Source organism: Amycolatopsis sp. NPDC003731 (assembly GCF_053586895.1).
Genome location: NZ_JBSFNC010000017.1, coordinates 1 through 23,681 on the forward strand (window position 1 = coordinate 1; position 23,681 = coordinate 23,681).

Sequence of the window (23,681 nt, forward strand, 5' to 3'; positions counted from 1 at the left end):
CTTCCGAGCCACCACACAGGCAGAGCCTCATCAGCCACACCCCGACGCCCTGGGCATCCAGGGCACTCGCCCCGAACAACATCAACCTTAGGGAGGCCTCATGGCGGCCGAAGAACCCGTGGTGTCGGTGTGGACGCGCCCGCAGCGCCGCCGGGAGCAGCCCGCGTTGAGCCGGGCGCAGATCGTGGCCGCGGCGCTCGAACTCCTGGACGCCGAAGGGCTCGAGGCGCTGAGCATGCGGACGCTGGGCGCCCGGCTGGACGCGGCCGCGACATCGCTCTACCGCCACGTAGCCAACAAGGACGAGCTGCTGGAACTGGTCGTCGACGAGGTGTACGGCCAGATCGAGGTTCCGGAAATCCGGGACGGTGACTGGCGGCGCGCGGTGACGGCCTGCGCCGCGAGCACGCGGGCGGCCCTGCTGCGGCACGCGTGGATCGCGTCGGTGCTCGGCCAGACCGGCCTGGCCTACCTGGGGCCGAACGTGATGCGCCTGAACGAGCGCATGCTGGCTCTGTTCGAGACGGCCGGGTTCCGGCCGGCCGAGGCCGACCGCGCGCTGGGCGCGGTGATGGCGTACGTGATCGGCACGGCGACCACGGAAGCGGCGTGGCTGACCACCGTCGCGCGCAGCGGCCGGACCGAGCAGGAGTGGATCGACCGGCTCCGGCCCGCGCTGCGGGAGGCGACGAAGCCCTACCCGCGGCTGCACGCACTGGCCACAGCCGAGGGCGGCGACGCCGAGACGTCCCGCGGCGACGGCTTTGCCTACGGCCTGGAGCGGATGCTGGACGGGCTGGCAGCCCGTCTCACGCCCACTGAGTGAGAGCGCTCCCAGCAAAGCGTGCACATAAAGCCACCGAACTGCCCACGGCGAGCAGGTGATGCTTTACACCGTCGAATCGACTCTTTACCCTCCTTTCTGGAAGCGCTCCCAGGCTCAGGAGGCGGCGTGCGCACTTCGACGACGAAGTCGATGACCCGGACAATCGTGGCGCTGCTCGTGCTCGGGCTGGCCGTGGTGGTGCCGGGAGGGCCCGCGGCCGCCGCCGGGAAGTTCAACTACGGCGAGGCGCTGCAGAAAGCCGTCTGGTTCTACGACGCTCAGCGCTCCGGTGCGCTGCCCGCCGACAACCGGGTCTCCTGGCGCGGGCCGTCGGCCCTCGACGACGGCAAGGACGTCGGACTGGACCTCACCGGCGGGTTCTACGACGCCGGTGACCACGTCAAGTTCGGGCTGCCGTTCGAGTTCAGCATGACCATGCTCGCCTGGGGCGCGCTGGAGAACCGCACCGCCTACCAGAACTCCGGCCAGTGGGCGGCCCTGCTGTCGAACCTGCGCTGGGGCAACGACTGGCTGATCAAGGCGCACCCGCAGCCCGACGTGCTCTACGGCCAGGTCGGCAAGGGCGACGACGACCACAAGTGGTGGGGCCCCGCCGAGACGATGACCATGGCCCGGCCCGCCTACCGCATCGACGACTCCTGCCCCGGCTCCGACCTGGCGGGCGAAGCCGCCGCGCAGCTGGCCGCCGGCTCGATGGTGTTCCAGGCCGGCGATCCGACCTACGCGGCGACCCTGCTCACCCACGCCAAGCAGCTGTACTCGTTCGCCGACAACCACCGGGGCGTCTACTCCAACTGCATCACCGACGCCCAGAACTTCTACAAGTCCTGGAGCGGCTACCAGGACGAGCTCGTGTGGGGCGCGATCTGGCTCTACAAGGCCACCGGCGACAGCAGCTACCTGACCAAAGCGCGCGCCGAGTACGAAAAACTGGGCACCGAACCGCAGACCACCACCCGCTCCTACCGCTGGACGCTGGCCTGGGACGACAAGTCCTACGGCGCCTACGTCCTGCTCGCCCAGCTCACCCGCGACGCCGAGTACGTGACCGACGCCAACCGCTGGCTGGACTGGTGGACCACCGGCGTCAACGGCCAGCGGGTGCCCTACTCCCCCGGCGGCCAGGCCGTGCTCGACCAGTGGGGCTCGCTGCGGTACGCGGCCAACACCGCGTTCGTGGCGCTCGTCTACTCCGATTGGCTGCGCAGCACCGATCCCACGCGCGCCACGACGTACCACGACTTCGGCGTCCGGCAGATCAACTACGCGCTCGGTGACAACCCGCGCGGCGCGAGCTTCGAGGTCGGGTTCGGCGTCAACCCACCCCGCAACCCGCACCACCGGACCGCGCACGGTTCCTGGGCCGACAACATCAACGAGCCCGCGCAGAGCCGGCACACCCTCTACGGCGCGCTCGTCGGCGGCCCCAGTTCGGCCAACGACGCCTACACCGACGACCGCACGAACTACACGATGAACGAGGTGGCGCTCGACTACAACGCCGGCTTCACCAGCGCGCTGGCCCGCCTCTACGGCGAGTACGGCGGCACCCCGCTGGCCTCCTTCCCGCCGCGGGAAACCCCGGACGGCCCGGAGATCCTCGCGCAGGGTGCCCTCAACCAACCCGACGGTGGCACGTTCACCGAGGTCAAGGCGTACGTGCTCAACAAGTCGGCCTGGCCGGCCCGCACGTTCACCGGCTCGCTGCGCTACTTCTTCACCCTCGACGGCGCCACCACACCCGGCCAGATCTCGGTGACCTCGGCGTACAACCAGTGCGACGCGCCGACCGTGCACCAGTTCTCCGGCGCGGTCTACTACGTCGAGGTGCCGTGCTCGGGCGGGGTCGCCCCGGGCGGGCAGTCCCGCTACCGCAAGGAAGTGCAGTTCCGGATCACCAGCGCCGGCACCTGGAACCCGGCCGACGACTGGTCGCACACCGGCCTCGCCGCCGCCGGATCCGCGCCCGCGGATTCCTCGCGGCTGGTGCTCACGCAGGGTTCCGCGGTGCTGTGGGGCACCCAGCCGGGACCGTCCACAGCGGACACCACCCCGCCGGCCGCTCCCACCGGGGTCACCGCCGTGCCCGGCAGCACCACGGCCACCCTGACCTGGACGGCCGCCACCGACGACGTCGGCGTCGCCGGGTACGAAGTGCTGAACGCGGCCGGTGCGGTGATCGGCAGCGCCACCGGAACCAGCTACCAGGTCACCGGCCTCACGCCCGCCACCGCGTACACGTTCTCGGTGCGCGCCCGGGACGCGGCCGGCAACCGGTCCCCGGCCAGCAGCCCGGTGTCGGTCACCACGACGACCGGCGGCGGTGACCCCGGTACCGGCTCGCTCGCCGTGCAGCAGCGCGGCGACAGCGCGGCCACCGGCAACCAGATCCGCACCGGCCTCCAGGTCGTCAACCGGGGCAGCACCCCGGTCGCCCTCAGCGGCGTCACCGCCCGCTACTGGTTCACCGGCGACGGCACCAGCCCGAGCTACCAGATCTGGTGCGACTACGCGGTTCTGGGCTGCGGCAACGTCTCCCTTCGCGTGGTGAAGCTCGGTTCGCCGCGCCCCGGGGCCGACGCCTACGTCGAACTGAGCTTCACCGGCGGCACCCTCGCCGCCGGCGCGAGCACCGGCGAGGTCCAGGTCCGGGTCGCGAAGGCCGACTGGTCGGCGTTCAACCAGGCCGACGACTACAGCTACCGCGCGGCGGCGTCGTTCACCGACCTCACCGCCGTCACCGCCTACCGCTCGGGCACCCTCGACTGGGGCATCGAGCCCTAGTTGCGGATGAAGGTGTGCGAGGTGTCCCGGTTGCCGACGTTGAGGGCTTGCCCGACGCTCAGCTGGTAGTGGCCACCGTTGAAGTAGAGGAAGATGGTGTGGCCGGTGGTGTTGTTCTTCACGGACAGGGCGTTGTTCCGGATGCACTCACCCTGGCCGAGCCCCGGGCCCTTGAACTCGTAGCAGGTCGGCTGCGAGGTCCCGTAGTCGCTGACCGAGCCGTTGAAGTCCGACACCGAGCCGGTCTGGTTGTACCCGTACCACAAGCAGAACTCGCCCAGCTCACATTTCCCGTTGCGGGGCGTCGCCGCCGAAGCGGTGCCGGTCACCGCCATCGCCAGTGCGGCAGCCGCGCCGACGGCCAACGACGTCCGGACGACGTTCTTCCCGATGGTTCCCACGTGGACTCCTTCTCCCGTGCGCCGGCGCCCGCGGTCCGGGCACCCGCACCGTCACGTTCCACGCCGGTGGGCCGTTGAGGCCCGGCCGGCCGGTTCACCCGTTCGGACGCGCCGCCGGTTTCCTCGATAGCGAACGGATAGCGCGGCTGCGCAACGATCTTCTCGTCGATTCCCGCTGATGAGAGGAGTGATCATGGCTCGCATGATCAACGCCCTGGGTGACCGGCTGCTGGGGCTGTTCCTGCGCGAGGTGAAGGCCGGCGCTTGCATCCCCGAGCACGGTCAGGTCTGCAAGACGCTGCACTACGACTGCTACGGCAACTGCAAGTAACCGCGGCGTCCTCGCCTTTCCCGCCGCGGTCCTCCCGCGGCGGGAAAGGCCCGCCCTAGGAGGTGCACCGATGCTCGGCGCCCAGTTCGTGCTCGCCGCCCGGGTCCTGATCGGGCTGGTGTTCGCGGTCGCGGCCGTCGGCAAGCTCGCCGGACGGGCGCGGCTGACCGATTTCGCCGATTCGCTGGCGCCGCTCGGCCGGTCGCCCGTCGGCTGGCTGCCGGTCGCCGCCGGGACCGCCGTGGCCGAACTGGCCGCGGCCGTGCTCGCCGTGTTCCCCGGCACCTCCCGGGCCGGGCTCGGACTGGCGACGGCGATCCTGCTCGTCTTCTGCGCCGCGATCGCCCGGTCGATGCGGCTGGGCCGGCGCGTCACCTGCAACTGCTTCGGCCGCTCCGGGGCGGTTCTCGGCCGTGCCCACCTCGTCCGCAACGCGCTCCTCGCCGTGGTGGCCGCCGCGGCCGCCGTCGTCCCGGCGGGACCCGGTCTCGGCCTCGACACCGGCGCCGCCGCCGCGCTCGTCGGCGCGTTCGGCGCACTCGTCGCGATCAACTGGGACAGCCTGGCCGGCCTGGTCGGCCGGGCGGACACCGCCCATCGCTGAAAAGAGGTATCCCATGTCGTTCCTGGTGGCCGTGGTCGCGGTGCTGGCCGTGCTGACGGTGCTCAACCTCCTGCTGTCCTCGGCGATCATCCGGCTGCTGAACGAGCAGCGCCGGCCGGTGACCCCCGACCTGCCCGCCGTGGGCACCGAGATCGGGGCGTTCGAGGTGACCGACGCCGACGGCCGGACCGTCACCGACGGCGAGCTGGACGACGTGCTCGTCGCGTTCCTCTCTCCCACCTGCGGGCCGTGCCGGCGCATCGCGGACAAGCTCACCGAGCCGACCGTCGCGTTCGTGATCGACGGCGGTGACCGGGCCAAGGCCGTGGAGTACGCGGCCGGGCTGGGCCCGTCGGTGCGCGTCGCCTACGTCGGCGACCGCAGCCCGGCGTCGGCCGCGTTCAACGCGGGCGACGTCACCCCGACCCTGCTCCGCGTCCGGGACCGGCGGATCGCCGCCGCCGGCCACGACCTCGACGCCGTGCGCCTGCAGCCCGCCCGATGAACCTGCTCCGGGCGGCGGGTCCCGCGTTCGGCATCGCCTGGCGCGCATCGCGGGTGGCCACCGGCGGCTCGGTCGCGCTGGCGGTGCTGGCCGCGGCCGTGCCCGCGGTGTCGGCGTGGCTGGGGAAGCTGCTGTTCGACGAGCTGGCCGGCGGCCGGGACCGCGGCCTGATCGTGCTGTTGGCCCTCGGCTCGGCGGCCGGTCTCGCCGTCGCGGCCGCGATCACCGCCGTCGCCTCCTACTGCACCGCGATCGTGCGGGCCAAGTCGGCGATCGAGGCGGAGGACCGCCTGGTCGGCGCGGTCGGCGCGCTGCCCGGGTTGCGCCGCCTGGAGGACCCGGCGTTCCTCGACCGGGTCCGGCTGGCCGAGCAGGGCGCGCAGGAAGCGTCGCCCGCGGTGCTCGCCCTGACCGTCGAGTCGGTGCGCACGCTGATCGCCGTGCTCGGGTTCGGCGGTGCCGTCCTGCTCGTGTGGCCGCCGATGGCCGGGCTGCTCGCCGCGTCGCTGGCGGCCGCGGCGATCTCGCAGCTGACGTTGTCCCGCCTGCGCGCGCGGGAGGCCGAGGCGATGATGGCCACCCAGCGCCAGCGGTTCCTCTTCCGCTCGCTCTGCTCGGACATCAAGGCGGCCAAGGAGATCCGGCTCTTCGGCCTCGCGGACCTGTTCCGGTCGCGCATGGTGACCGCCGTGCGCGCGGCGACGGCCAGTGAATGCGCCATGCAGCGCCGGATCGCCGTCACCGGGGTCGCCGCCGCGGTCGTGTCGGCGGTGGTGGCCGGCATCGCCCTCGTGGTCGCCGCGACCGGCGCCGCCCGGGGATCGCTGTCCATCGGCGACGTCACCCTCTTCACGGCGGCGGTGGCCGGCATCCAGTCCCCGGTGGGCGCGCTGCTGGGCCAGCTCGGGCGGGCCGGCGGCTCGCTCGGCCTGTTCCGGCACTACCTCGACGTCGTCGCGACCGAACCCGACCTCGCCCCCGGGACGGCCGCCGTGCCCGCGCTGACGACCGGCATCGAACTGCGGGACGTGTGGTTCCGCTACGACCCGGCCGGCCCGTGGGTGCTGCGCGGGGTCGACCTGGTGATCCCGGCCGGAGCCGCGGTCGGGCTGGTCGGGGTGAACGGCGCGGGCAAGTCGACGCTGGTGAAGCTGCTGTGCCGGTTCTACGACCCCGACCGCGGGCGGATCCTGTGGGACGGCGTGGACATCAGCACGTGCGACCCGGCCGCGTTGCGGGCCCGCATCGGTGCCACCTTCCAGGACTTCACCAGCTACGACCTGACCGCGGCCGACAACATCGGCATCGGCGACGTAACCCGCCTCGGCGACCTCGGCCGCATCCGCGCCGCGGCCCGCCTCGCCGAGATCGACCCGGCGCTGTCGGCGTTGCCGCGCGGCTACGAAACCCTGCTGTCCCGGGCGTTCCTGGACGTCGACGACAAGTCCGGGGCGGCGCTGTCCGGCGGCCAGTGGCAGCGGGTGGCGCTGGCCCGGTCCCTCATGCGCGCCGACGCCGACCTGCTCATCCTCGACGAGCCCAGCTCCGGCATGGACGCCGACGCCGAGACCCGGACCCACGAGGCCCTGCGCACCCACCGGGCCGGCCGGACGAGCGTGCTGATCTCCCACCGCCTGTCCGCCCTGCGCGGCGCGGACCGGATCGTGGTGCTCGACGGCGGCCGGGTGATCGAGCAGGGCACCCACGACGACCTGCTCACCGCGGGCGGCGAGTACGCCCGGCTGTTTTCGCTGCAGGCCAAGGGATATGCGATGGCGGAGGCATGATGGCCGGGCTCGCGGCGGGTGTGGTGGTGCTCGTGGTCCTGCTGGTGGTGCTGCGCCGGCGGTACGTGGTGGCCCGGGTGTGGGGCCACAGCATGTCCCCCACGTTCCACGACGGCGAACGGGTGGTCGCAACCCGGCGGCGGGAGTACCGCGTCGGTGACGTGATCGTCTTCCGCCCCCGAGCCGCGGCCACCGATGTGGCGTGGCGCATCAAGAGGATCGCGGCGGTCGCCGGCGACCCGGTCCCGGCCTGGCTGAAGGCTGGCGACGCAATCGTCCCGGCCGGCCGCGTGGTGGTGGCCGGCGACAACACCGGCCACAGCGAGGATTCCCGCCAGCTCGGCTACATCGACCTCGAGAGTGTGGCCGGCGCCGTCCCTCACCGCCCGGCGCCGGCGGGCGGCTGACAGACGATTCCGCGAGCGCCTTCTCGGCCGCCGCCGCACGGCCATCCCCCGCCGACCCTCACCACCCCGGCGCCGACGGCAACTAACAGACGATCACCGCCCGGCGCCGGCCGGCAGCTGACGATCGATCACCGCCAGCACCTTCTCGACCTCGGCCCGCTCCGCCGGACTGTCGAACTGGTCCTGCAACCGCAAAGCCGCATCAGCCAGACGGCGAGCGGCCGTCCGGTCGCCGGTCGCCAGCTCGATCGAGGCCAACGCGAGCAGCGCGGCCGATTCGGCGTCCGGGCGGCGGATCCGGCGGGCCAGGACCAGCGCGCGGTCCGCGGCCTTCCGGGCGGCCGGCAGGTCGCCGTGGGCGCGGTGGGCGTCGGCTTCGGCGGTGAGGCACCACGTTCGGCCGATCGGGTCGCCGTTCCGCTCGGACAGGTCGCGGGCCTGTCCGGCCAGGTGGACCGCCGCCGCGCTGTCGCCGCAGGCCAGTGCCGTGCGCACGACCACCAGCCGCACCTGGGCGCGGGTCTTCCATTCGCCGGCCGCGTCGGCCAGGCGCAGGGCCTTCGCGCCGTGGATCCTCGCCGCGCCGAGGTCGCCGACGTGGTCGCGGTACAGCGCGGCCAGCGTGCTGTGGCAGCCCGACTCGCCCGCCCGGTTCCCGGACTTCCGGAAGCACCGGACCGCCTCGCGCAGGGCGGTGATCGCGCGGTGCCAGTCACCGCACCGCTCGTGGGCGTCGCCCAGCTTGGTGAGCACCTCCGCCCGCAGCGCGACGTCGGCCTCCCGCAGCGGCACCTCGTTCAGGATGGCGACGACGTCGGCGTACCGGCTGCGGTGCATCCGCGCGGTCGCCGTGACCAGCGCCGCGGTCACCCGCACCACCGGGTCGTCGCCGGCGACGTTCGACAGCCGCGCGGCCGCCCGGGCGCCGTGGTCGTACAGGTCGAGCCGCACGAGCGGGGCCCGCAGCACCAGCAGCAGCGCCGCCGCGCGCCGGCGCAGGCCCCCGCGCACGGCCAGGTCGAACACGGCGAGCAAGACGTCGGCGTCCGCGCCGACCCACGGCAGCGGTTCCGTCACCACGTGCCGCACCACGTCCCGGCCGAGCGGCGCGGCGGTCTCGGCGACCAGCGCGTACCCCGCCGGCGAGCCGAGGATGCCCTCGTGGGCGTGCCGGGTCAGCTGGACCGCCCACCCGGCCAGCCGCTCCAGGGCCCCCGGCGCCAGCGACGGGCCGACCGAGCGGCAGTAGGCCCGCACGAGGTCGTGCATCCGGTAGCGCGGCACGCCGTCGCGCCCCGGCCCGGCCTGCTCGAGCAGGTTCATCGCGCACAGGTGGGCCAGCACCTCGCCGGTGCGGGCGAGCGGCACGCCGAGCACGGGCGCGAGCGGCCAGCCGGTGAACGTCGGCGCCCCGATCGCCGCCAGCGCCAGCATCGCGGCCCGCGCGTCCCGGTCCAGCAGCCGGAAACTCGTGTCGAGGCTGTCCCGCACGCTGCGCTGCCCGGCCACCAGCTCTCGCATCCGCCTCGACTCGTCGGACAGCCGCGCGGCCAGCTCGGCCACGCTGAGCTTCGGGTACGCGGCGAGCTGCGCCCCGGCGATCCGCAACGCGAGCGGCACGCCCCCGCACGCCTCGAGCACCGTGGCGACCGTGCCTTCGCCGACGCCTTCGGCGAGCCGGTCCGCACCCGCCGCGTTCGCCAGCACGGTCTCGGCCGAGCGGTCCGGCAGCGGCGCAAGCGGCACCCGCACCGACGGCTCGACCTCCGGCAGGACGTACCTGCTGGTCACGATCGTGGCGCAACCCGGATCGGCGGCCAGGAGCGGCTCGAGCTGCCGGGCGGTGGCGGCGTTGTCCAGCACGACGAGCACCCGCTTGCCCGCGGTCCGGCTGCGGAACTCGGCCGTGCGCTCCTCGAGCGTGGCCGGCATCGACCGGGCCGCCACCCCCAGCGCACGGAGGAAACCGGCGAGGACCTCGTGCGGGGCCGCCGGCCGGGCGTCGGCGCCGCGCAGGTCGGCGTAGAGCTGCCCGTCGGGGTAGGCGTGCACCGCCGCCGCGCCGGCGTGCACCGCCAGCGCCGTCTTGCCGATCCCGGGCATCCCGGTGACCAGCACCAGCGGTGGTGCCCCGGTCCGGCGCGCCACGGCGGCCCGGATCGCGGCCGATTCGGCGTCCCGCCCGGCGAACCCGGCGGTCCGCGGCGGCAGCTGGGCAGGCACCACGGCGGCCGACGGCGACGTCCCGGCGGTGAGGATTTCGGCTTCCAGGGCGAGCAGCTCCGGGGACGGATCGATGCCCAGTTCGTCCCGCAGCACGCGCCGGGCGTCCCGGAACGCGGCCAGCGCGTCGGCCCGCCGCCCGGCGCGGTGCAGCGCGAGCATCCGCCGGTGGTGCAGGCCCTCGCGCAGCGGGTGGGCCTGCACCAGCGCGGTCAGCTCGGGCAGCAGCCGCGCGGCCCGCCCGCAGGCGATCTCGGCGTCGATCCACTCCTCGGCCAGGCCGATCCGCAGCTCGTCCAGCCGGGGCAGTTCCGCGCCGGCCAAGTGCGCGGTCACCCCGCCCAGCGGCGTCCCGGACCACCGGTCGAGCGCCGACCGCAGCAGGCCGGCCGTGTCCGCGGAGTCACCGGCCGCCCGGGCCGCGGCGAGCAGCCGCCGCACTTCGTCGACGTCGGCGAGGGAGTCCAGCAGGTACCCGCTCGGCACGGTGACCAGGGCCTCGGCGGCGCCGGCCCGGTCGAGCGCGGCCCGGAGCTTGGACACCTGGATGTGCACCTGCGTCCGCGCGGTGGCCGGCGGCCGCTCACCCCAGAGGGCGTCGATCAGCCGCTCCACCGAAACCGGCTGCCGGCACGCCAGCGCCAGCACGGCGAGGACGGTACGCCCCAAACGGCCCTTGATCGGCACCGGTGTCCCCTGGACCTGTGCGCCGACGGGACCGAGGACAGTGGCTTCCAGCAATCGCCTGCCCTTCGAGATCGGGTAGCACGATGCGGGCCGCGCGCGACGGAGACGCCACGCGGCCGACGGTCGGCACCCGGAAAGTTCAACCCCAGTAACGAAAGTGCCGGCTCGTCACGTCCCGCCTTCCCCAGCCGGGTGACGCACTCTCGCTGCGCGGGACGTTGCCAGCGGCCCGCGAGCACCGTCAACCGCCGCCCGGACGTTTCGTGCTGCCTCGAAACGGGACGCGCTTCCCCAAAGGGACACCGCCGGCGCTACCTCCCGCGCCTCCGGTGCCGGGTCCCGAACCTCACGAGGCACTCACCGTCACCGGGTGGCGGACGACGGCGCCGAACAGATAACCCTGCGTGTTGTACGGCGCGACGTCCGGCTGGCTCACGCCGGTGATGTCGGTGGCGCGGGCCCGCAGCGTGTACTCCCCCGCCGTCCGGGGCCGCCACGGGAACTCCCACTGCAGCCAGCCGCGGTCGAGTGCCGGGCTGATCGGCTTCGCAGGGTGCCAGCGCACGCCGTCCGTGCTCACCTCCACCCGCCGGATCCGGCCGTGGCCCGACCAGGAGCGGCCGCGCAGCACCAGGCGCCGTCCGGCCGCCAGCGTCGCGCCCCACGGGAGCTCGAACGCGCTCTTGACCACCTGCTCGGTGACGAGCGTGCCCTCGGCCGGGTAGTCAGGGCCCAGCAGCCGGTAGTACTGCGTGTTCCACGGCGACACCAGCGGCGTCGCCGACACTTCGATCCGGCCGAGCCACTTGATCGACGCGATCCCGGCCCACGACGGCACCACCAGCCGCACCGGAAAACCGTGGTCGGGCGGCAGCGGCTGCCCGTTCATCTCATACGCCAGCAGGACGTCTTCCAGCGCCTTCGCCACCGGCAGCGGCCGCCGCACCTTGCCCAGGTTCACCCCACCCGTGACGTAGTCGGCGTCGAGCCCCTCCGGCAGCACGTCCACGGCGTCGCGGGTCAGCCCCGCCCGGGCGAGCACCGTCGCGAGCCGGACGCCGCGCCAGCGCGCGACCCCGACCGCACCGAGCTTCCACGCCGTTCCGGCGACCGCCTGGCCCTGCTGGCTCGTGAAGAAGCTCCGCCCGTTGCCGGCGCATTCGATGAACGCGGTGATCGTCTCCGACGGCAGCGCGCGCAGCTCCCGGTAGGACAGTTCGGCCGGTTTCCGCAGCCCGGAGCCGAACAGCCGCAGCCGCCAGGTATCGGCGTCCAGCACCGGCGTCGAGGTGTGGTCACGGACGAAGAACCGGTCGACCGGGGTGAGGTAGCCCTGGCCGCTCATCGCTTCCCAGCGGGTCTCGGCGTTGCTGCCGTGGACGTCGAACAGCTCCGGCGGCAGCGGTTTCACGATCGGTCCGCCGGCCGCGGCGGCGGCCGTGCCCGGTACGGCCAGCGCCAGCCCACCCGCCGCCGTCAGCCGCAGCAGGTCGCGGCGGCTCAGGCCCGGCAGGCGCGCCTCGCCCGCCCGCCACTGCGCGAGCCGCCCCCGGTCGTAAGCGGTCTCCTCGGTGAACGCCGTCATGCGGGCATTCTCGGGATCACCTCCGCCGACGGCCAGCACGTCCACCCAGCGGAACAGGAGTCCGCAATGGACGGTTCACCGGCAGCACCGGCGTTTATTCCCGCGGCCCGGCGCCGTCCCAGCAGGTGGCCGCGCCCGCCCGGGGCCCGGGAACCGGCGCACACTGCGGGTACGGGCCGAGGAGAAGGGAACGCCGGGATGACAGGACCACGGATCGCCGTCGCGCTGGACGGAGCGGGGTGGCACCCGGCCGCGTGGCGCGAACCCGGCGCACGCGCGGGCGAGCTGCTGACCGCCGGCTACTGGGCCGACCTGGTCCGCGAGGCCGAGGCCGGCCTGCTGGACTTCGTCACCCTCGAAGACTCGCTGGCCCTGCAGACCGTGAGCTACCTCGACCGGCCGGGCGAGCGGACCGACATCGTCCAGGGCCGCCTCGACGCCGTGCTGATCGCCGCCCGCGTCGCTCCGCTGACCTCGCACATCGGGCTCGTGCCGACCGCCGTGGTCACCCACACCGAGCCGTTCCACCTGTCGAAAGCCATCGCCACCCTCGACTACGTCAGCACCGGCCGCGCCGGCGTGCGCGTCCAGGTGGCCGGCCGTCCCGACGACAACCGGCACTTCGGCCGTCGCGAGTTCGGCGAGTTCCGGCTCGAAGACTCCGCCGACCCCGGCAAACCGAGCCCCCTGGCCGACCTGTTCGACGAGGCCGCCGACTACGTCGAGGTGCTGCGCCGGCTCTGGGACAGCTGGGAGGACGACGCCGAGATCCGGGACGTCGCCACCGGCCGGTTCGTCGACCGCGGCAAACTGCACTACATCGACTTCACCGGGCGCTGGTTCTCGGTCAAGGGCCCGTCGATCACCCCGCGGCCGCCCCAGGGCCAGCCGCCGGTCACCGCGCTGGCCCACGCCGCCGTCCCCTACCGGCTCGCCGCCCGCTCCGCCGACGTCGTCTACGTGACGCCCTTCGACCGCGCCCAGGCCGGCGCGATCGTCGCCGCCGTGCGCGAGGAGCAGGAGAAGGCCGGCCGCGGCGGCGAGACGCTGCACGTCTTCGGCGACGTCGTCGTGTTCCTCGACGAGACCGAACAGGCGGCCGCCGATCGCAAGCGGCGGCTCGACGACCGGTTCGGCGCGGAATACCCGTCCGACGCGCACATCTTCACCGGCACCCCGGCCGGCCTGGCCGACCTGCTGCTCGACTGGCAGGGCGCCGGCCTGTCCGGCTTCCGGCTCCGGCCGGGCGCGCTCCCGCACGACCTGACCGCCATCACCCGCGGCCTGGTGCCCGAACTGCGCTCCCGCGGCGCCTTCCGCACCGGCTACGAGGCGAGCACCCTGCGCGGGCTGCTCGGCCTGTCCCGGCCCGCCAACCGCTACTCCGCCGCCTGAGGAGGCCCGAGATGTCCCGGAAGCAAATCCACCTCGCGGCGCACTTCCCCGGCGTCAACAACACGACCGTGTGGAGCGACCCCGAAGCCGGCAGCCACATCGAGTTCAGCTCGTTCGTCAAGCTCGCGCAGACCGCCGAGCGCGCGAAGTTCGACTTCTTCTTCCTCGCCGAAGGCCTGCGGCTGCGCGAGCAGAACGGGCAGATCTACGACCTCGACGTCGTCGGCCGCCCGGACACGTTCACGGTGCTCTCGGCGCTGGCCGCGGTCACCGAGCGGCTCGGGCTGGCCGGCACGATCAACTCGACGTTCAACGAGCCGTTCGAGGTGGCCCGCCAGTTCGCCTCGCTGGACCACCTCTCGGCCGGGCGCGCGGCGTGGAACGTCGTCACGTCGTGGGACGCCTTCACCGGCGAGAACTTCCGCCGCGGCGGGTTCCTGCCCCAGGACCAGCGCTACGAGCGCGCCGAGACGTTCTTGCGCACCGCTTGGGAGCTGTTCGACTCCTGGCGCGGCGACGAGGTCGCCGCGGACGCGGACTCGGGCGTGTTCCTGCGCGATCCGGCGGCGGGCGCCTTCGCTCACCACGACGCACACTTCGACATCGAGGGCCGCTTCCCGGTGCCGCGCAGCCCCCAGGGGCGGCCGGTGATCATCCAGGCCGGGGATTCCGACGAGGGCCGCGAGTTCGCCGCGGCGACCGCCGACGCGATCTTCAGCCGCTACGGAACCCTGGAGGCCGGACAGGCGTTCTACGCCGACGTCAAGGGCAGGCTGGCGAAGTACGGCCGCAAGCCGGAACAGCTGGTGATCCTGCCCGCGGCGACGTTCGTCCTGGGCGACACCGACGCCGACGCCCACGAACGCGCCCACGTCGTCCGGCGGCAGCAGGTCAGCGGCCAGACCGCGATCAAGTTCCTCGAGCAGGTGTGGAACACCGACCTCAGCGACCACGACCCCGACGGCCCGCTGCCGTCGGCCGACCCCGTGGTCGACGGGTCGACGATCGCCCCCGGCCGCGCCAGCGTCCGCATGTACCGCGACCCCGTCGCCACGGCCCGCGAATGGCGGCAGCTGGCGGAGGCGAAGAACCTGTCCACCCGCGACCTGATCATCGAGGTCACCGGCCGCCAGACGTTCATCGGCTCGCCAACGACGATGGCGGCGGCGATCGACGACCTGGTCCAGGCCGACGCCAGCGACGGGTTCATCCTCGTCCCGCACGTCACACCCGGCGGCCTCGACGAGTTCGCGGACAAGGTCGTGCCCCTCCTGCAGGAGCGCGGCTCGTTCCGGACGGAGTACACGGGTTCGACCCTGCGCGACCACCTGGGGATCGAGCCGGCCGAGGGCTGATGTCCTTCGCCGCGGACGCCCGGCCAGCCATCCGGATCCGTTGTTGGCCGCGGCGCCAATAGGCCCCCATTCACCGCAACCGGTGAAATGAATTCCGGTCGCCGAAGATTTACTTTCGCCGATCAACTCACGCAAGTGATCCTGCGACAATTGAATCAAACTCCGCCATCCGAGTGGAAAAAATACGTCCCCGTGGAGCCGGCTTGACATGCGCGTCCCCAGACGTGCAAACATGGATAGCCAGGCTTTCGCCGCACTCTGGAGATCGTGAGTCACCGCTGACAATCGCGGCTCACGACCCGAGTCCATTTGCGACGATCAAATCACCACGGGAAGGTTCGCCATGACCTTGAGAATTCCTGACATCAAGAGTGAGCACATGGAGATTCTCGACGCCGCCCACGTTCTCGGAAATTTTCGGGACAGGGCGGAAAGGGACATCCGGTTGCGCACGCTCAACGACGAGGCGCAACGACGGGGAGGACGGTTCGACCCGAGCCCGGCCAACGCCTTCGGTTTCCGCCACTCGTTCACGTCCACGCGGCCGATCCGCCCCGGTCCGAGCGGTCCGAATTTGACGGTGAACAGCGTCGAGTTCGAGCTCCAGGCGCAGGAGTATCCGACGGAAGCCGCCGACAAGGTCGTCGTCGGTGTGGCCGGCATCCGTGCCGGCGATCAGTCCGCCAGCTACCCCGTGCTGCTCGAAGCACCCGCCGGCGACTTCGTCGGAGCACGGGAATTCACGGCCGTCGGCGACCGGATCGAACCGACCGAAAGCTGGTGGACGGCGATCACGGGCTGCCTCACCCGCCAATGCGTCAGCGTGTGCGCGAGTTCGGTGGCGACCTGTTTGAAACCCGGGCAGTCTTGGGTGCAGTACGTGGGCTGCTTGGCCTGGAACTGCGGGGGTTGCTGGGTCAAGTGCCTCGGGTGCGCGACCTGCAACTGCGGTTGGTGGTGCCAATGGGCGGTCGGCTGTTGCCACCAGTAGGGGTCAGACCATGAATACTCCACCGATATGGCTCGCCATGCCCGCGATGACCGACGCGGAAAGGTCGCAGATCCCCAAATATGAAATCCACGGCAACGCGCTGATCTTGCACAGAGGCGACGAAGTCGTCGTGGCGGCGCGAGAAGAACGCACCAGATCGATACTCCTCCGGCATCCGGATGTGCGCGCGTTGACTGTCGACGAAGCACATGAGCTGCAGCAGACGCTGCCGGCGAACTTCGAAGCGACGTATGCGTCTCTCGGGTCTTCCGCGTCGCCGGCCCACGCAGCGGTCGGAGGCATTCGTCTCGGCGACCTCGTCAGCAGAGTGACGAGCGCACTCCGGATCAAGGAGTGCGGCGCGTGTCGGCAACGCAAGAATGCTCTCAACAATCTAGTGTGGTGGCCGCCTTCGGCTTGGCGGCGTCGCCCAACGTCCACCACCGGTCGGCGGCCGCCGGCCGAAGGTTGACGGTTGCGATTTCCCGAGTGACTCCCGTCCGCCACCGCCCCTGACCGGCGGACTCACAGGGTTCTCCCAGAACCTCCCCGGAACCGGCCGGCCGGCTGCACCACCCTCGCCGGCATGACCATCGAAATACGGGGCCTGACCAAGCGGTACGGGCCCGACACCGTGGTGGACGACCTGTCGTTCACCGTCGAAGCCGGGCAGGTGACCGGGTTCCTCGGGCCCAACGGCGCCGGGAAGTCCACGACCATGAAGATGATCGTGGGCCTGGCCGCGCCGACGCTCGGCTCGGTCACCGTCGGCGGGCGGCGCTACCGGGACCTCCCCGTTCCGCTCACCGAGGTGGGTGCGCTGCTCGACGCCGGGGCCGTCCACGGGGGCCGGAAGGCCTGCGACCACCTGCTCGCCCTCGCGGTGAGCAACGGCCTCCCCCGGCGCCGGGTCGGCGAGGTGCTCGGCCGGACCGGGCTGGACGGCGTCGCCGGCAAGCGGGCCGGCGGCTTCTCGCTCGGCATGCGGCAGCGGCTCGGCATCGCCGCGGCCCTGCTCGGCGACCCGCGCGTGCTGATCTTCGACGAGCCGGTCAACGGGCTCGATCCCGAGGGGATCCGCTGGATCCGCGGCTTCATGCGCTCCCTCGCCGCCGAGGGCCGTGCGGTGCTCGTGTCCAGCCACCTGATGAGCGAGATGGCGCAGACCGCCGACCACCTGGTCGTCATCGGCCGGGGGAAGCTCGTCGCCGACACCGCCGTGAGCGAGCTCGTGCGCGGCGAGGGCACCGTGCTCGTCCGCACGCCCGAACCGGGCTTCGCGCGGCTGCTGACCACCGCCGGGGCCGCCGTCCGGGACGGGGCCGAGGCTTCGCTCGTCGTGTCCGGCCTGACCAGCGCCGAGATCGGGAAACTCGCGGCCTACCACGGCATCGCGCTCGCCGAGCTCACCCCGCAGCGCGTCTCCCTGGAAGACGCCTTCATGGAGCTGACCAGGGACAGCGTCGACTACCAGGGGGCACTCGCATGAGCGTGTCCTTCACGCACTCCGTCCGCGCGGAGTGGATCAAGCTGCGCAGCCTGCGCTCCACCTGGTTCACCCTCGCGTGCCTGTTCGGCACCGGGCTCGGCATCACCGCCCTCGCCCTCAACGCCGCCGCGAAGGACTACCCCGGCGCCGAACCCTGGGATCCGACCAACCGCAGCCTGACGTCCTACATCGTCGCGCAGCTGATCATCGGCGTGCTCGGCATCCTGGTCGTCACGGCCGAGCACGCGACCGGCCAGATGCAGACGTCGCTGCTCGCCACGCCGCGCCGGCACCGGCTGCTGGCGGCCAAGCTGGTCGTCGCGGTGGCGGTCGCCGTGGTGGCGGGGCAGGTGCTGATGTTCGCCGCCTTCTTCCTCGGCCAGGCCGTCCTCGCCGGCCACGGCGTGCCGCACGCCGGGCTCGGCGATCCGGGCGTGCTCTCCGCGGTGACCGGCGGCGGCCTCTACCTCGCGACGATCGCGCTACTGGCGGCGGGGCTAGGCACGATCATGCGCGCCACCGCGGGCGCGCTCGCCACCCTGGTCGGGATCGTCTTCCTCGTCCCCGCCCTGGCCGGCCTCTTCCCCGCCTGGCTGCACCGGCTCTTCTTCTACTGGCCGACGCTCGGCGCGTCCGCGGTCCTCAAGACGGTGCCCGATCCGGACTTCCCGCACCCGTGGCTGAACCTGGCCGGGATGGCCGCCGGGGTCGCCGCCGTGCTGGTCGTGGCGTTCGTGGTCTTCCGGCGGCGGGACGTCTGATGCGGGAGGCAGGCCGGGGCGTGCTGGCGGCCGCCGCCGCGCTGCTCGCCATGACCGTGGTCGCCGCCGCCGGCCTGGCCCTGCTGGGGGCCGGTGACCTCGGCGCGCTGACGGCGGCGGCCGTCGCGCTCGCCGTGGGCGGCTCGGCGGACGTCGGCGCCGTCCCGGCGGCCGGGCTCCCGGTTGCCGTGCGGGGCAGCCTCCACGTGCTGCCGCTCGGGGTTTCGCTGGCGGGCGCGGCGGTCCTGGGCGGGGTGCTGCTGCGCCACCGCGGCGGCCGGCTCCTGGCCCGCGGGACGGCGGCGGCCGTGGCGTTTCCGCTCGGACTGGGCGCGTTCGCGGTGACAGCACAGGGAAAGCTGGCGCTCCCGGACGGCGTGGCGTCCGGCGGCTGCGGGGCCTCGTCGCGCCTGCCGCTCCCGGGCGCGCTGGACGCCGGGTTCTCCGTGGCCGTCGGTCCGGCGATGCTGGGTGCGGTGGTCTGGATGTCGCTGGTCCTGGGCGGCTGCTGGGTCGTCGACCGGTTCCCCAGCCGCACCAGGGGTGTGCGAACGGTCGGGTGGCCGGCAGGCGGGAGCACCGTCGGGTGCCTCATCCTCGCGTGGGCGTTCGGCGGCCCTACCGCAGCCGGGGCCGTGCTGCTCTTCCTGCCGCAGCTGGTCGCCGGCGTCCTGCTGCTGGGACTGGGCGTGCCGTGGACGGTCACCACCACCGGCCTGCTGCCCTGCGCACCGGCCCTCTCGCCGGGCGGTCCGGCGTCCTGGGGGGCCGCGGGGGTGCTGCTCGCCTGCGGTGTCGCGGTCCGGAGCCGCCGGCCCGGCACGCCCTGGCACCGGGCTGTGGCGAGCGCGGTGCGGTTCGCGCCGGCGACCGGTGCCGTGCTCGCGGTCGTGACCCTGCTGTCGCGGGTCTCCGTCGACGTCACCGTCGGCGCGTTCGGCCTCTCGCTGCCCGTCTTCGCCGCGCGGCTGGCGGCGAACCCGCTGCTCGCGCTGGTGGCCGGGCTCGCGGGCGGCGCGGTGGCGGGCTTCGCGGGTTCCCTGCTCGCCGACGCGGTCTCCGTATCCTCGCGGGTATGGAAGCGATGACGTCCCGGCTGCTCGTGGTCGACGACGAGGCCACCGTCCGCGAGCTGCTCTCCGCCGCGCTGCGGTTCGCCGGTTTCCACGTGACGTCGGCGGCGAGCGCGCGGGAAGCCGTCGCCGCGGCCACCGCCGAGCCGCCCGACCTGGTGCTGCTGGACGTCATGCTGCCGGACGCGGACGGCTTCGAGGTGGTCCGGCGCCTGCGCGAGCGGCACCCGGGCCACGGCGCGCCGGTGCCCGTCCTGTTCCTGACCGCGCGGGACCGCCAGTCCGACAAGGTCACCGGTCTCTCCCTCGGCGCCGACGACTACGTGACCAAGCCCTTCGACCTGGCGGAGCTGATCGCGCGGATCCGCGCGATCCTCCGCCGGACCGCGGGTCACCAGGCGGGCGTGCTGACCGTCGGCACGCTCGCGCTCGACGCCGAGGGCCACCAGGTGACGCGCGAAGGGCAGGCGATCCGGTTGTCCGCCACGGAGTTCCGGCTGCTGCGGTACCTGATGGAGAACGCCGGACGCGTCGTGTCGAAGGCACAGATCCTCGACCGGGTGTGGCGCGACGACTTCGGGGGCGACGCCGGGATCGTCGACACCTACATCTCCTACCTGCGCCGCAAGGTCGACACCGGGGAACCGAAGCTGATCCACACCGTGCACGGCGTCGGCTACGTGCTGCGGGAGCCCCGCCGGTGAGGCGGCTTTCCCTGCGGGCCCGGCTCCTGCTGCTCACCGCGGGCCTGCTGCTGGCCGGCCTGACCCTCATCGGCACGCTGGTTTCCGGGCAGCTGGAACGGTTCCAGCTCGACCGGCTCGACGGCCAGCTGCGTTCGATGACCGAGCTCATCTCCCGGGCGGCCGGGCCGCCGCCGTCCGCGAACCCCGCCGTGCGGCCCGATCTCGTCGACCCCGCGCTCGAGCTGTTCGGCACCCCGTACGTCGTGTACCTCGACGCGAGCGGCGCGGCGGTGGGCGGGCTCCATTCGTCGCGAGTGGACGGTGCGACGCTGCCGCCGATCGACGCGCTGCGCTCGGTTCCCGCCGACGGGACAGCCGTCGACCTCGACGCCGCCGACGGGTCGCAGCGCTGGCGGGCCGTCGCGCACCCGGCCGTCCGCTGGGGCGGGACGGTCGTTTCGGCCGCGCCGCTCGCCGAAGCCGACGCCACGATCACCCAGCTGCGGACGAGCAGCCTGGTCACCGGGGCCGCACTGCTCGTCGTGCTGACCGCGGCCGGGTGGTTCGCCCTCGGCCGGGGGCTGCGGCCGCTGCGCCGCATCGAGCACACGGCGGCGGCCATCGCCGGCGGCGACCTCACCCGGCGCGTCCCGGACCTCGCGGCGCCCGGCACGGAGATCGGGCACCTGGCGGTGTCGCTGAACACCATGCTCGGCCAGCTGGAACGGGCCTTCGCCGACCGGGCCGCGTCGGAGGCGCGGATGCGGACGTTCGTCTCGGACGTCAGCCACGAGCTGCGCACGCCGTTGTTCGGCATCAAGGGATCCGCGGAGCTGTACCGGATGGGCGCGCTGACCGGCGAGTCCGATGTGGACGCTGCGATGCGCCGGATCGACCGCGAAGCCACCCGGCTCACCGCGCTGACCGAGGACCTGCTGCTGCTCGCCCAGCTCGACGAGGCCCCCGAGGAACAGCTCGACCGGGCCCCGATGGACCTGCGCACCCTGGCCGGCGACGCCCGCCACGACCTGCGCGCCCTCGACCCGAGCCGGCCCGTTTCCCTGACCGGGCCGGGCGGTGCCGGCCCACCCGGCCCGGCACCGGTCGACGCCGACGAGGCCCGGCTGCGGCAGGTCGTCACCAACCTGGTGGGCAACGCCGCCGCCCACACCCCACCGGGCACGCGGGTGCGCATCGGCGTCGGCACGGCGGACGGCCGCGCGGTGCTCGAGGTGGCCGACGAAGGCCCGGGGATGACGGCGGAGCAGGCGAGCCGCGTCTTCACCCGCTTCTACCGGGCCGACCGGTCCCGGACGCGCACGCCCGGCGCGGACGCCGGCCTGGGCCTGGCGATCGCCCGGTCCCTGGCCCGTGCCCACGGCGGCGACGTCGAACTGGAGACGTCACTCGGGGAGGGCGCCTGCTTCCGGCTCGTGTTGCCGTTGCCGGAGCACGAATTCACGGACTGACCTCGACCGTCCCCATTGCGCGAAATCGGATTTCATGGCTCCACCCGAGGCCCGTTACGGTCGTTTTCATGGAACGGAACCACGCATCGGCCGAAGAACTCATCGCTGCCCTGCGCGCCGGTGAAGTGTCCTCAGCGGAGCTGACCGACGACGCGATCGCCCGGATCGAACGGGACGACAAGGCGATCAACGCCATCTGCGTACCGGACTTCGACCGTGCGCGCGCCGCCGCCCGGCGGGCCGATCGGGCGCGCGCCCGCGGGGAAGACCGGCCGCTGCTCGGCGTCCCCATCACCGTCAAGGAGTGCTACGACATCGCCGGGCTGCCCACGACCTGGGGCATGCCGCCGCACCGGGACCACGTGCCCGCCGAGGACGCGGTCCAGGTGTCGCGGGTGGTGGCCGCCGGGGCGGTGGTGCTCGGCAAGACCAACGTGCCCTTGGGACTGCAGGACATCCAGTCGTTCAACGAGATCTACGGCACCACCGCCAACCCGTGGGACCTCGATCGCACGGCGGGCGGGTCCTCCGGCGGGTCGGCGGCCGCGCTGGCGGCCGGGTTCGGCGCGCTGTCCCTCGGCTCCGACATCGCCGGCTCGCTGCGTACCCCCGCGCACTTCTGCGGCGTCTACGCGCACAAGCCGACGCTCGGGCTGGTCGCGAGCCGCGGCATGGTCCCGCCGTCCGAGCCGGCCCTGCCGGTGGACCTCGACCTCGCCGTCGTCGGGCCGATGGCGCGCACCGCCCGCGATCTGACGCTCCTGCTCGACGTCATGGCCGGACCGGACCCGTTGACGCACGGGGTGGCGTACCGGCTTTCCCTGCCACCCGCCCGCCACGACAAGCTCGGCGACTTCCGGGTCCTGGTCCTCGACGACCACCCGTGCATCCCGACCGGGTCCGCCGTGCGGGCGGGCGTGCACCGGGTGGCCGACGCGCTCGCCGACGGCGGCGCCCGCGTCGAACGGCACAGTCCGCTGCTGCCCGACCTGACCGAAGCGGCGGCGCTTTACATGCAACTGCTGATTTCCGGTTCGGTGGCCCGGTTTCCGATCGAATCCGACGAGCGGCTGCGGGCGCACGCCGCCGCGCTGAGCGCGGACGACCGGAGTCTCGACGCCGTACGGGTGCGTGCCCTGGTGTCCAGCCACCGCGACTGGATGGCGGCGAACCACCGCCGTGAGGTCCACCGCCACGGCTGGCGGCAGCTGTTCGCCGAGTTCGACGCCGTCGTCTGCCCGATCACGCCGACACCGGCGTTCCCGCACGACCACGAAGCCACTCCGCTGGAGCGGCGCCTCGACATCGACGGCACCGAGTATCCCTATTTCGACCAGCTCGTCTGGGCCGGTCTGGCCACCATGCCCGGCCTGCCCGCCACCGCCGTGCCCGCCGGCCGGTCCCCCGAGGGCCTGCCGGTCGGCGTGCAGCTCATCGGCCCGATGTTCGAAGACCGGACCCCGCTGCGGCTGGCCGAACTGCTCGAGCGGAAGATCGGCGGATTCCGGGCTCCGCGGTAGAATCGGTTGTCACAGTGCAGATCCGAGGGAGCTTGCCGACGTGGTCGAGACGCCCGACATCGTTCGCCCGCCCGCCGAGCTCAGCGCGGCTCTCGCGACCATCGGCAGTGCCACGGCCAGCGCCGAGCTGAGCCGGATGGGCATCCGCAGCGCGTTCATCAGCGGCCCGGTTTCGGTGACCCCCGGCGTGCGCGTGGCCGGCCCGGCGCTGACGCTGCAGTTCCTGCCGAAGCGCGAAGACCTCTATCCCGTCGACGAATACGCCGAACCGGAAAAGCAGCTGCACCGGCACGTCATGTACCACACCCGTCCCGGCGACCTGATCGTCGTCGACGCGCGCGGCGACATGGGCAGCGGCGTGTTCGGCGAGATGATGCTGACCTACTTCAAGGGCCGCGGCGGCGCCGGCGTGGTGGTCGACGGGTGCCTGCGCGACATCGGCGAAGCCAAGAAACTCGGGCTTGGGCTGTGGATCCGGGGCGCCACACCGAACTTCCACGCCCAGACCGGCATCGTCCCGGTCGCCGTCAACGTGCCGGTGGCCTGCGGTGGCACCCTGGTCGAGCCCGGCGACATCGTCGTCGCCGACGACGACGGGGCGGTCGTGGTGCCGGTCAAGCTCGCCCCCGCCCTCCTGGCGGCCGCCCGGGAACACGCGGAATGGGAAGAGTTCTCCCGGATCCGGCTGGCCGAGGGCGGGGACCTGCGGCGGTACTACCCGCTCTCGGACGAGGCCCGGCCCGAGTACGAGCGGTGGCGTGCCGAACAGGGCCGGGACTGA

At 73.1% G+C, this 23,681-nt stretch carries 21 protein-coding genes; 18 read left to right on the top strand and 3 right to left on the bottom strand.

Annotation, left to right across the window (positions count from 1 at the left end):
- The first annotated feature begins 100 nt into the window (after positions 1 to 100).
- A complete protein-coding gene (locus tag ACWDN5_RS09875; RefSeq protein WP_449675842.1) occupies positions 101 to 826 on the top strand; it encodes a TetR/AcrR family transcriptional regulator in 726 nt (241 codons plus the stop codon).
- Between the two features lie 126 nt (positions 827 to 952).
- Positions 953 to 3,631, top strand: coding sequence for a glycoside hydrolase family 9 protein (locus ACWDN5_RS09880; RefSeq protein ID WP_449675843.1), 2,679 nt, complete (start codon positions 953 to 955; stop codon positions 3,629 to 3,631).
- Here the strand turns inward: ACWDN5_RS09880 and ACWDN5_RS09885 are convergent.
- Positions 3,628 to 4,032 (bottom strand): peptidase inhibitor family I36 protein, encoded by a 405-nt coding sequence (locus tag ACWDN5_RS09885; protein ID WP_310972000.1) that lies wholly within the window; start codon positions 4,030 to 4,032, stop codon positions 3,628 to 3,630. The genes ACWDN5_RS09880 and ACWDN5_RS09885 overlap by 4 nt on opposite strands.
- Positions 4,033 to 4,225: 193 nt before the next feature.
- On the opposite strand from ACWDN5_RS09885, the gene ACWDN5_RS09890 reads away from it, so the two are divergent.
- The 5 genes from ACWDN5_RS09890 to ACWDN5_RS09910 all read left to right on the top strand — a co-directional run bounded on the left by ACWDN5_RS09890 (position 4,226) and on the right by ACWDN5_RS09910 (position 7,666).
- Entirely contained in the window at positions 4,226 to 4,363 is a 138-nt protein-coding gene (locus ACWDN5_RS09890; protein ID WP_191308504.1) for a hypothetical protein, read from the top strand.
- A gap of 70 nt (positions 4,364 to 4,433) precedes the next feature.
- Entirely contained in the window at positions 4,434 to 4,967 is a 534-nt protein-coding gene (locus ACWDN5_RS09895; protein WP_449675844.1) for a MauE/DoxX family redox-associated membrane protein, read from the top strand.
- Between the two features lie 13 nt (positions 4,968 to 4,980).
- Positions 4,981 to 5,472, top strand: coding sequence for a TlpA family protein disulfide reductase (locus ACWDN5_RS09900; RefSeq protein WP_449675845.1), 492 nt, complete (start codon positions 4,981 to 4,983; stop codon positions 5,470 to 5,472).
- Positions 5,469 to 7,259 (top strand): ABC transporter ATP-binding protein, encoded by a 1,791-nt coding sequence (locus ACWDN5_RS09905; protein ID WP_449675846.1) that lies wholly within the window; start codon positions 5,469 to 5,471, stop codon positions 7,257 to 7,259. The genes ACWDN5_RS09900 and ACWDN5_RS09905 overlap by 4 nt, the downstream gene beginning before the upstream one ends.
- A complete protein-coding gene (locus ACWDN5_RS09910; RefSeq protein ID WP_449675847.1) occupies positions 7,259 to 7,666 on the top strand; it encodes a S26 family signal peptidase in 408 nt (135 codons plus the stop codon). The genes ACWDN5_RS09905 and ACWDN5_RS09910 overlap by 1 nt, the downstream gene beginning before the upstream one ends.
- Before the next feature lie 93 nt (positions 7,667 to 7,759).
- On the opposite strand, the gene ACWDN5_RS09915 is transcribed toward ACWDN5_RS09910, so the two are convergent.
- On the bottom strand, positions 7,760 to 10,537 hold the full coding sequence (locus ACWDN5_RS09915) for a BTAD domain-containing putative transcriptional regulator (protein ID WP_449675848.1): 2,778 nt from the start codon (positions 10,535 to 10,537) through the stop codon (positions 7,760 to 7,762).
- Between the two features lie 385 nt (positions 10,538 to 10,922).
- Positions 10,923 to 12,161, bottom strand: coding sequence for a sulfite oxidase (locus tag ACWDN5_RS09920; protein ID WP_449675849.1), 1,239 nt, complete (start codon positions 12,159 to 12,161; stop codon positions 10,923 to 10,925).
- A 198-nt stretch (positions 12,162 to 12,359) separates the two neighbouring features.
- Here ACWDN5_RS09920 and ACWDN5_RS09925 point away from each other — a divergent pair, with 198 nt between their 5' ends.
- The 11 genes from ACWDN5_RS09925 (at position 12,360) to ACWDN5_RS09975 (ending at position 23,681) form a co-directional block, all read left to right on the top strand.
- A complete protein-coding gene (locus ACWDN5_RS09925; RefSeq protein WP_449675850.1) occupies positions 12,360 to 13,556 on the top strand; it encodes an LLM class flavin-dependent oxidoreductase in 1,197 nt (398 codons plus the stop codon).
- Positions 13,557 to 13,567: 11 nt separating this feature from the next.
- Positions 13,568 to 14,911 (top strand): NtaA/DmoA family FMN-dependent monooxygenase, encoded by a 1,344-nt coding sequence (locus ACWDN5_RS09930; protein WP_310971991.1) that lies wholly within the window; start codon positions 13,568 to 13,570, stop codon positions 14,909 to 14,911.
- Between the two features lie 343 nt (positions 14,912 to 15,254).
- A complete protein-coding gene (locus ACWDN5_RS09935; protein ID WP_449675851.1) occupies positions 15,255 to 15,902 on the top strand; it encodes a hypothetical protein in 648 nt (215 codons plus the stop codon).
- A gap of 46 nt (positions 15,903 to 15,948) precedes the next feature.
- Positions 15,949 to 16,374: a hypothetical protein gene (locus ACWDN5_RS09940; protein ID WP_449675852.1), complete on the top strand. Its 426-nt coding sequence runs from the start codon at positions 15,949 to 15,951 to the stop codon at positions 16,372 to 16,374.
- Between the two features lie 114 nt (positions 16,375 to 16,488).
- Positions 16,489 to 17,391 (top strand): ABC transporter ATP-binding protein, encoded by a 903-nt coding sequence (locus ACWDN5_RS09945; RefSeq protein ID WP_310971990.1) that lies wholly within the window; start codon positions 16,489 to 16,491, stop codon positions 17,389 to 17,391.
- Positions 17,388 to 18,152: an ABC transporter permease gene (locus ACWDN5_RS09950; protein WP_449675853.1), complete on the top strand. Its 765-nt coding sequence runs from the start codon at positions 17,388 to 17,390 to the stop codon at positions 18,150 to 18,152. The genes ACWDN5_RS09945 and ACWDN5_RS09950 overlap by 4 nt, the downstream gene beginning before the upstream one ends.
- Entirely contained in the window at positions 18,152 to 19,240 is a 1,089-nt protein-coding gene (locus ACWDN5_RS09955) for a streptophobe family protein (protein ID WP_449675854.1), read from the top strand. The genes ACWDN5_RS09950 and ACWDN5_RS09955 overlap by 1 nt, the downstream gene beginning before the upstream one ends.
- Entirely contained in the window at positions 19,237 to 19,929 is a 693-nt protein-coding gene (locus ACWDN5_RS09960; RefSeq protein WP_449675912.1) for a response regulator transcription factor, read from the top strand. The genes ACWDN5_RS09955 and ACWDN5_RS09960 overlap by 4 nt, the downstream gene beginning before the upstream one ends.
- Entirely contained in the window at positions 19,926 to 21,380 is a 1,455-nt protein-coding gene (locus ACWDN5_RS09965; protein WP_310971987.1) for a sensor histidine kinase, read from the top strand. Before ACWDN5_RS09960 ends, ACWDN5_RS09965 begins: the two co-directional genes overlap by 4 nt.
- 68 nt (positions 21,381 to 21,448) lie before the next feature.
- The gene (locus tag ACWDN5_RS09970) at positions 21,449 to 22,900 is read left to right on the top strand and encodes an amidase (protein ID WP_449675855.1); all 1,452 of its coding nucleotides are present in this window, start codon (positions 21,449 to 21,451) and stop codon (positions 22,898 to 22,900) included.
- A gap of 40 nt (positions 22,901 to 22,940) precedes the next feature.
- Positions 22,941 to 23,681 (top strand): ribonuclease activity regulator RraA, encoded by a 741-nt coding sequence (locus ACWDN5_RS09975; protein ID WP_310971985.1) that lies wholly within the window; start codon positions 22,941 to 22,943, stop codon positions 23,679 to 23,681.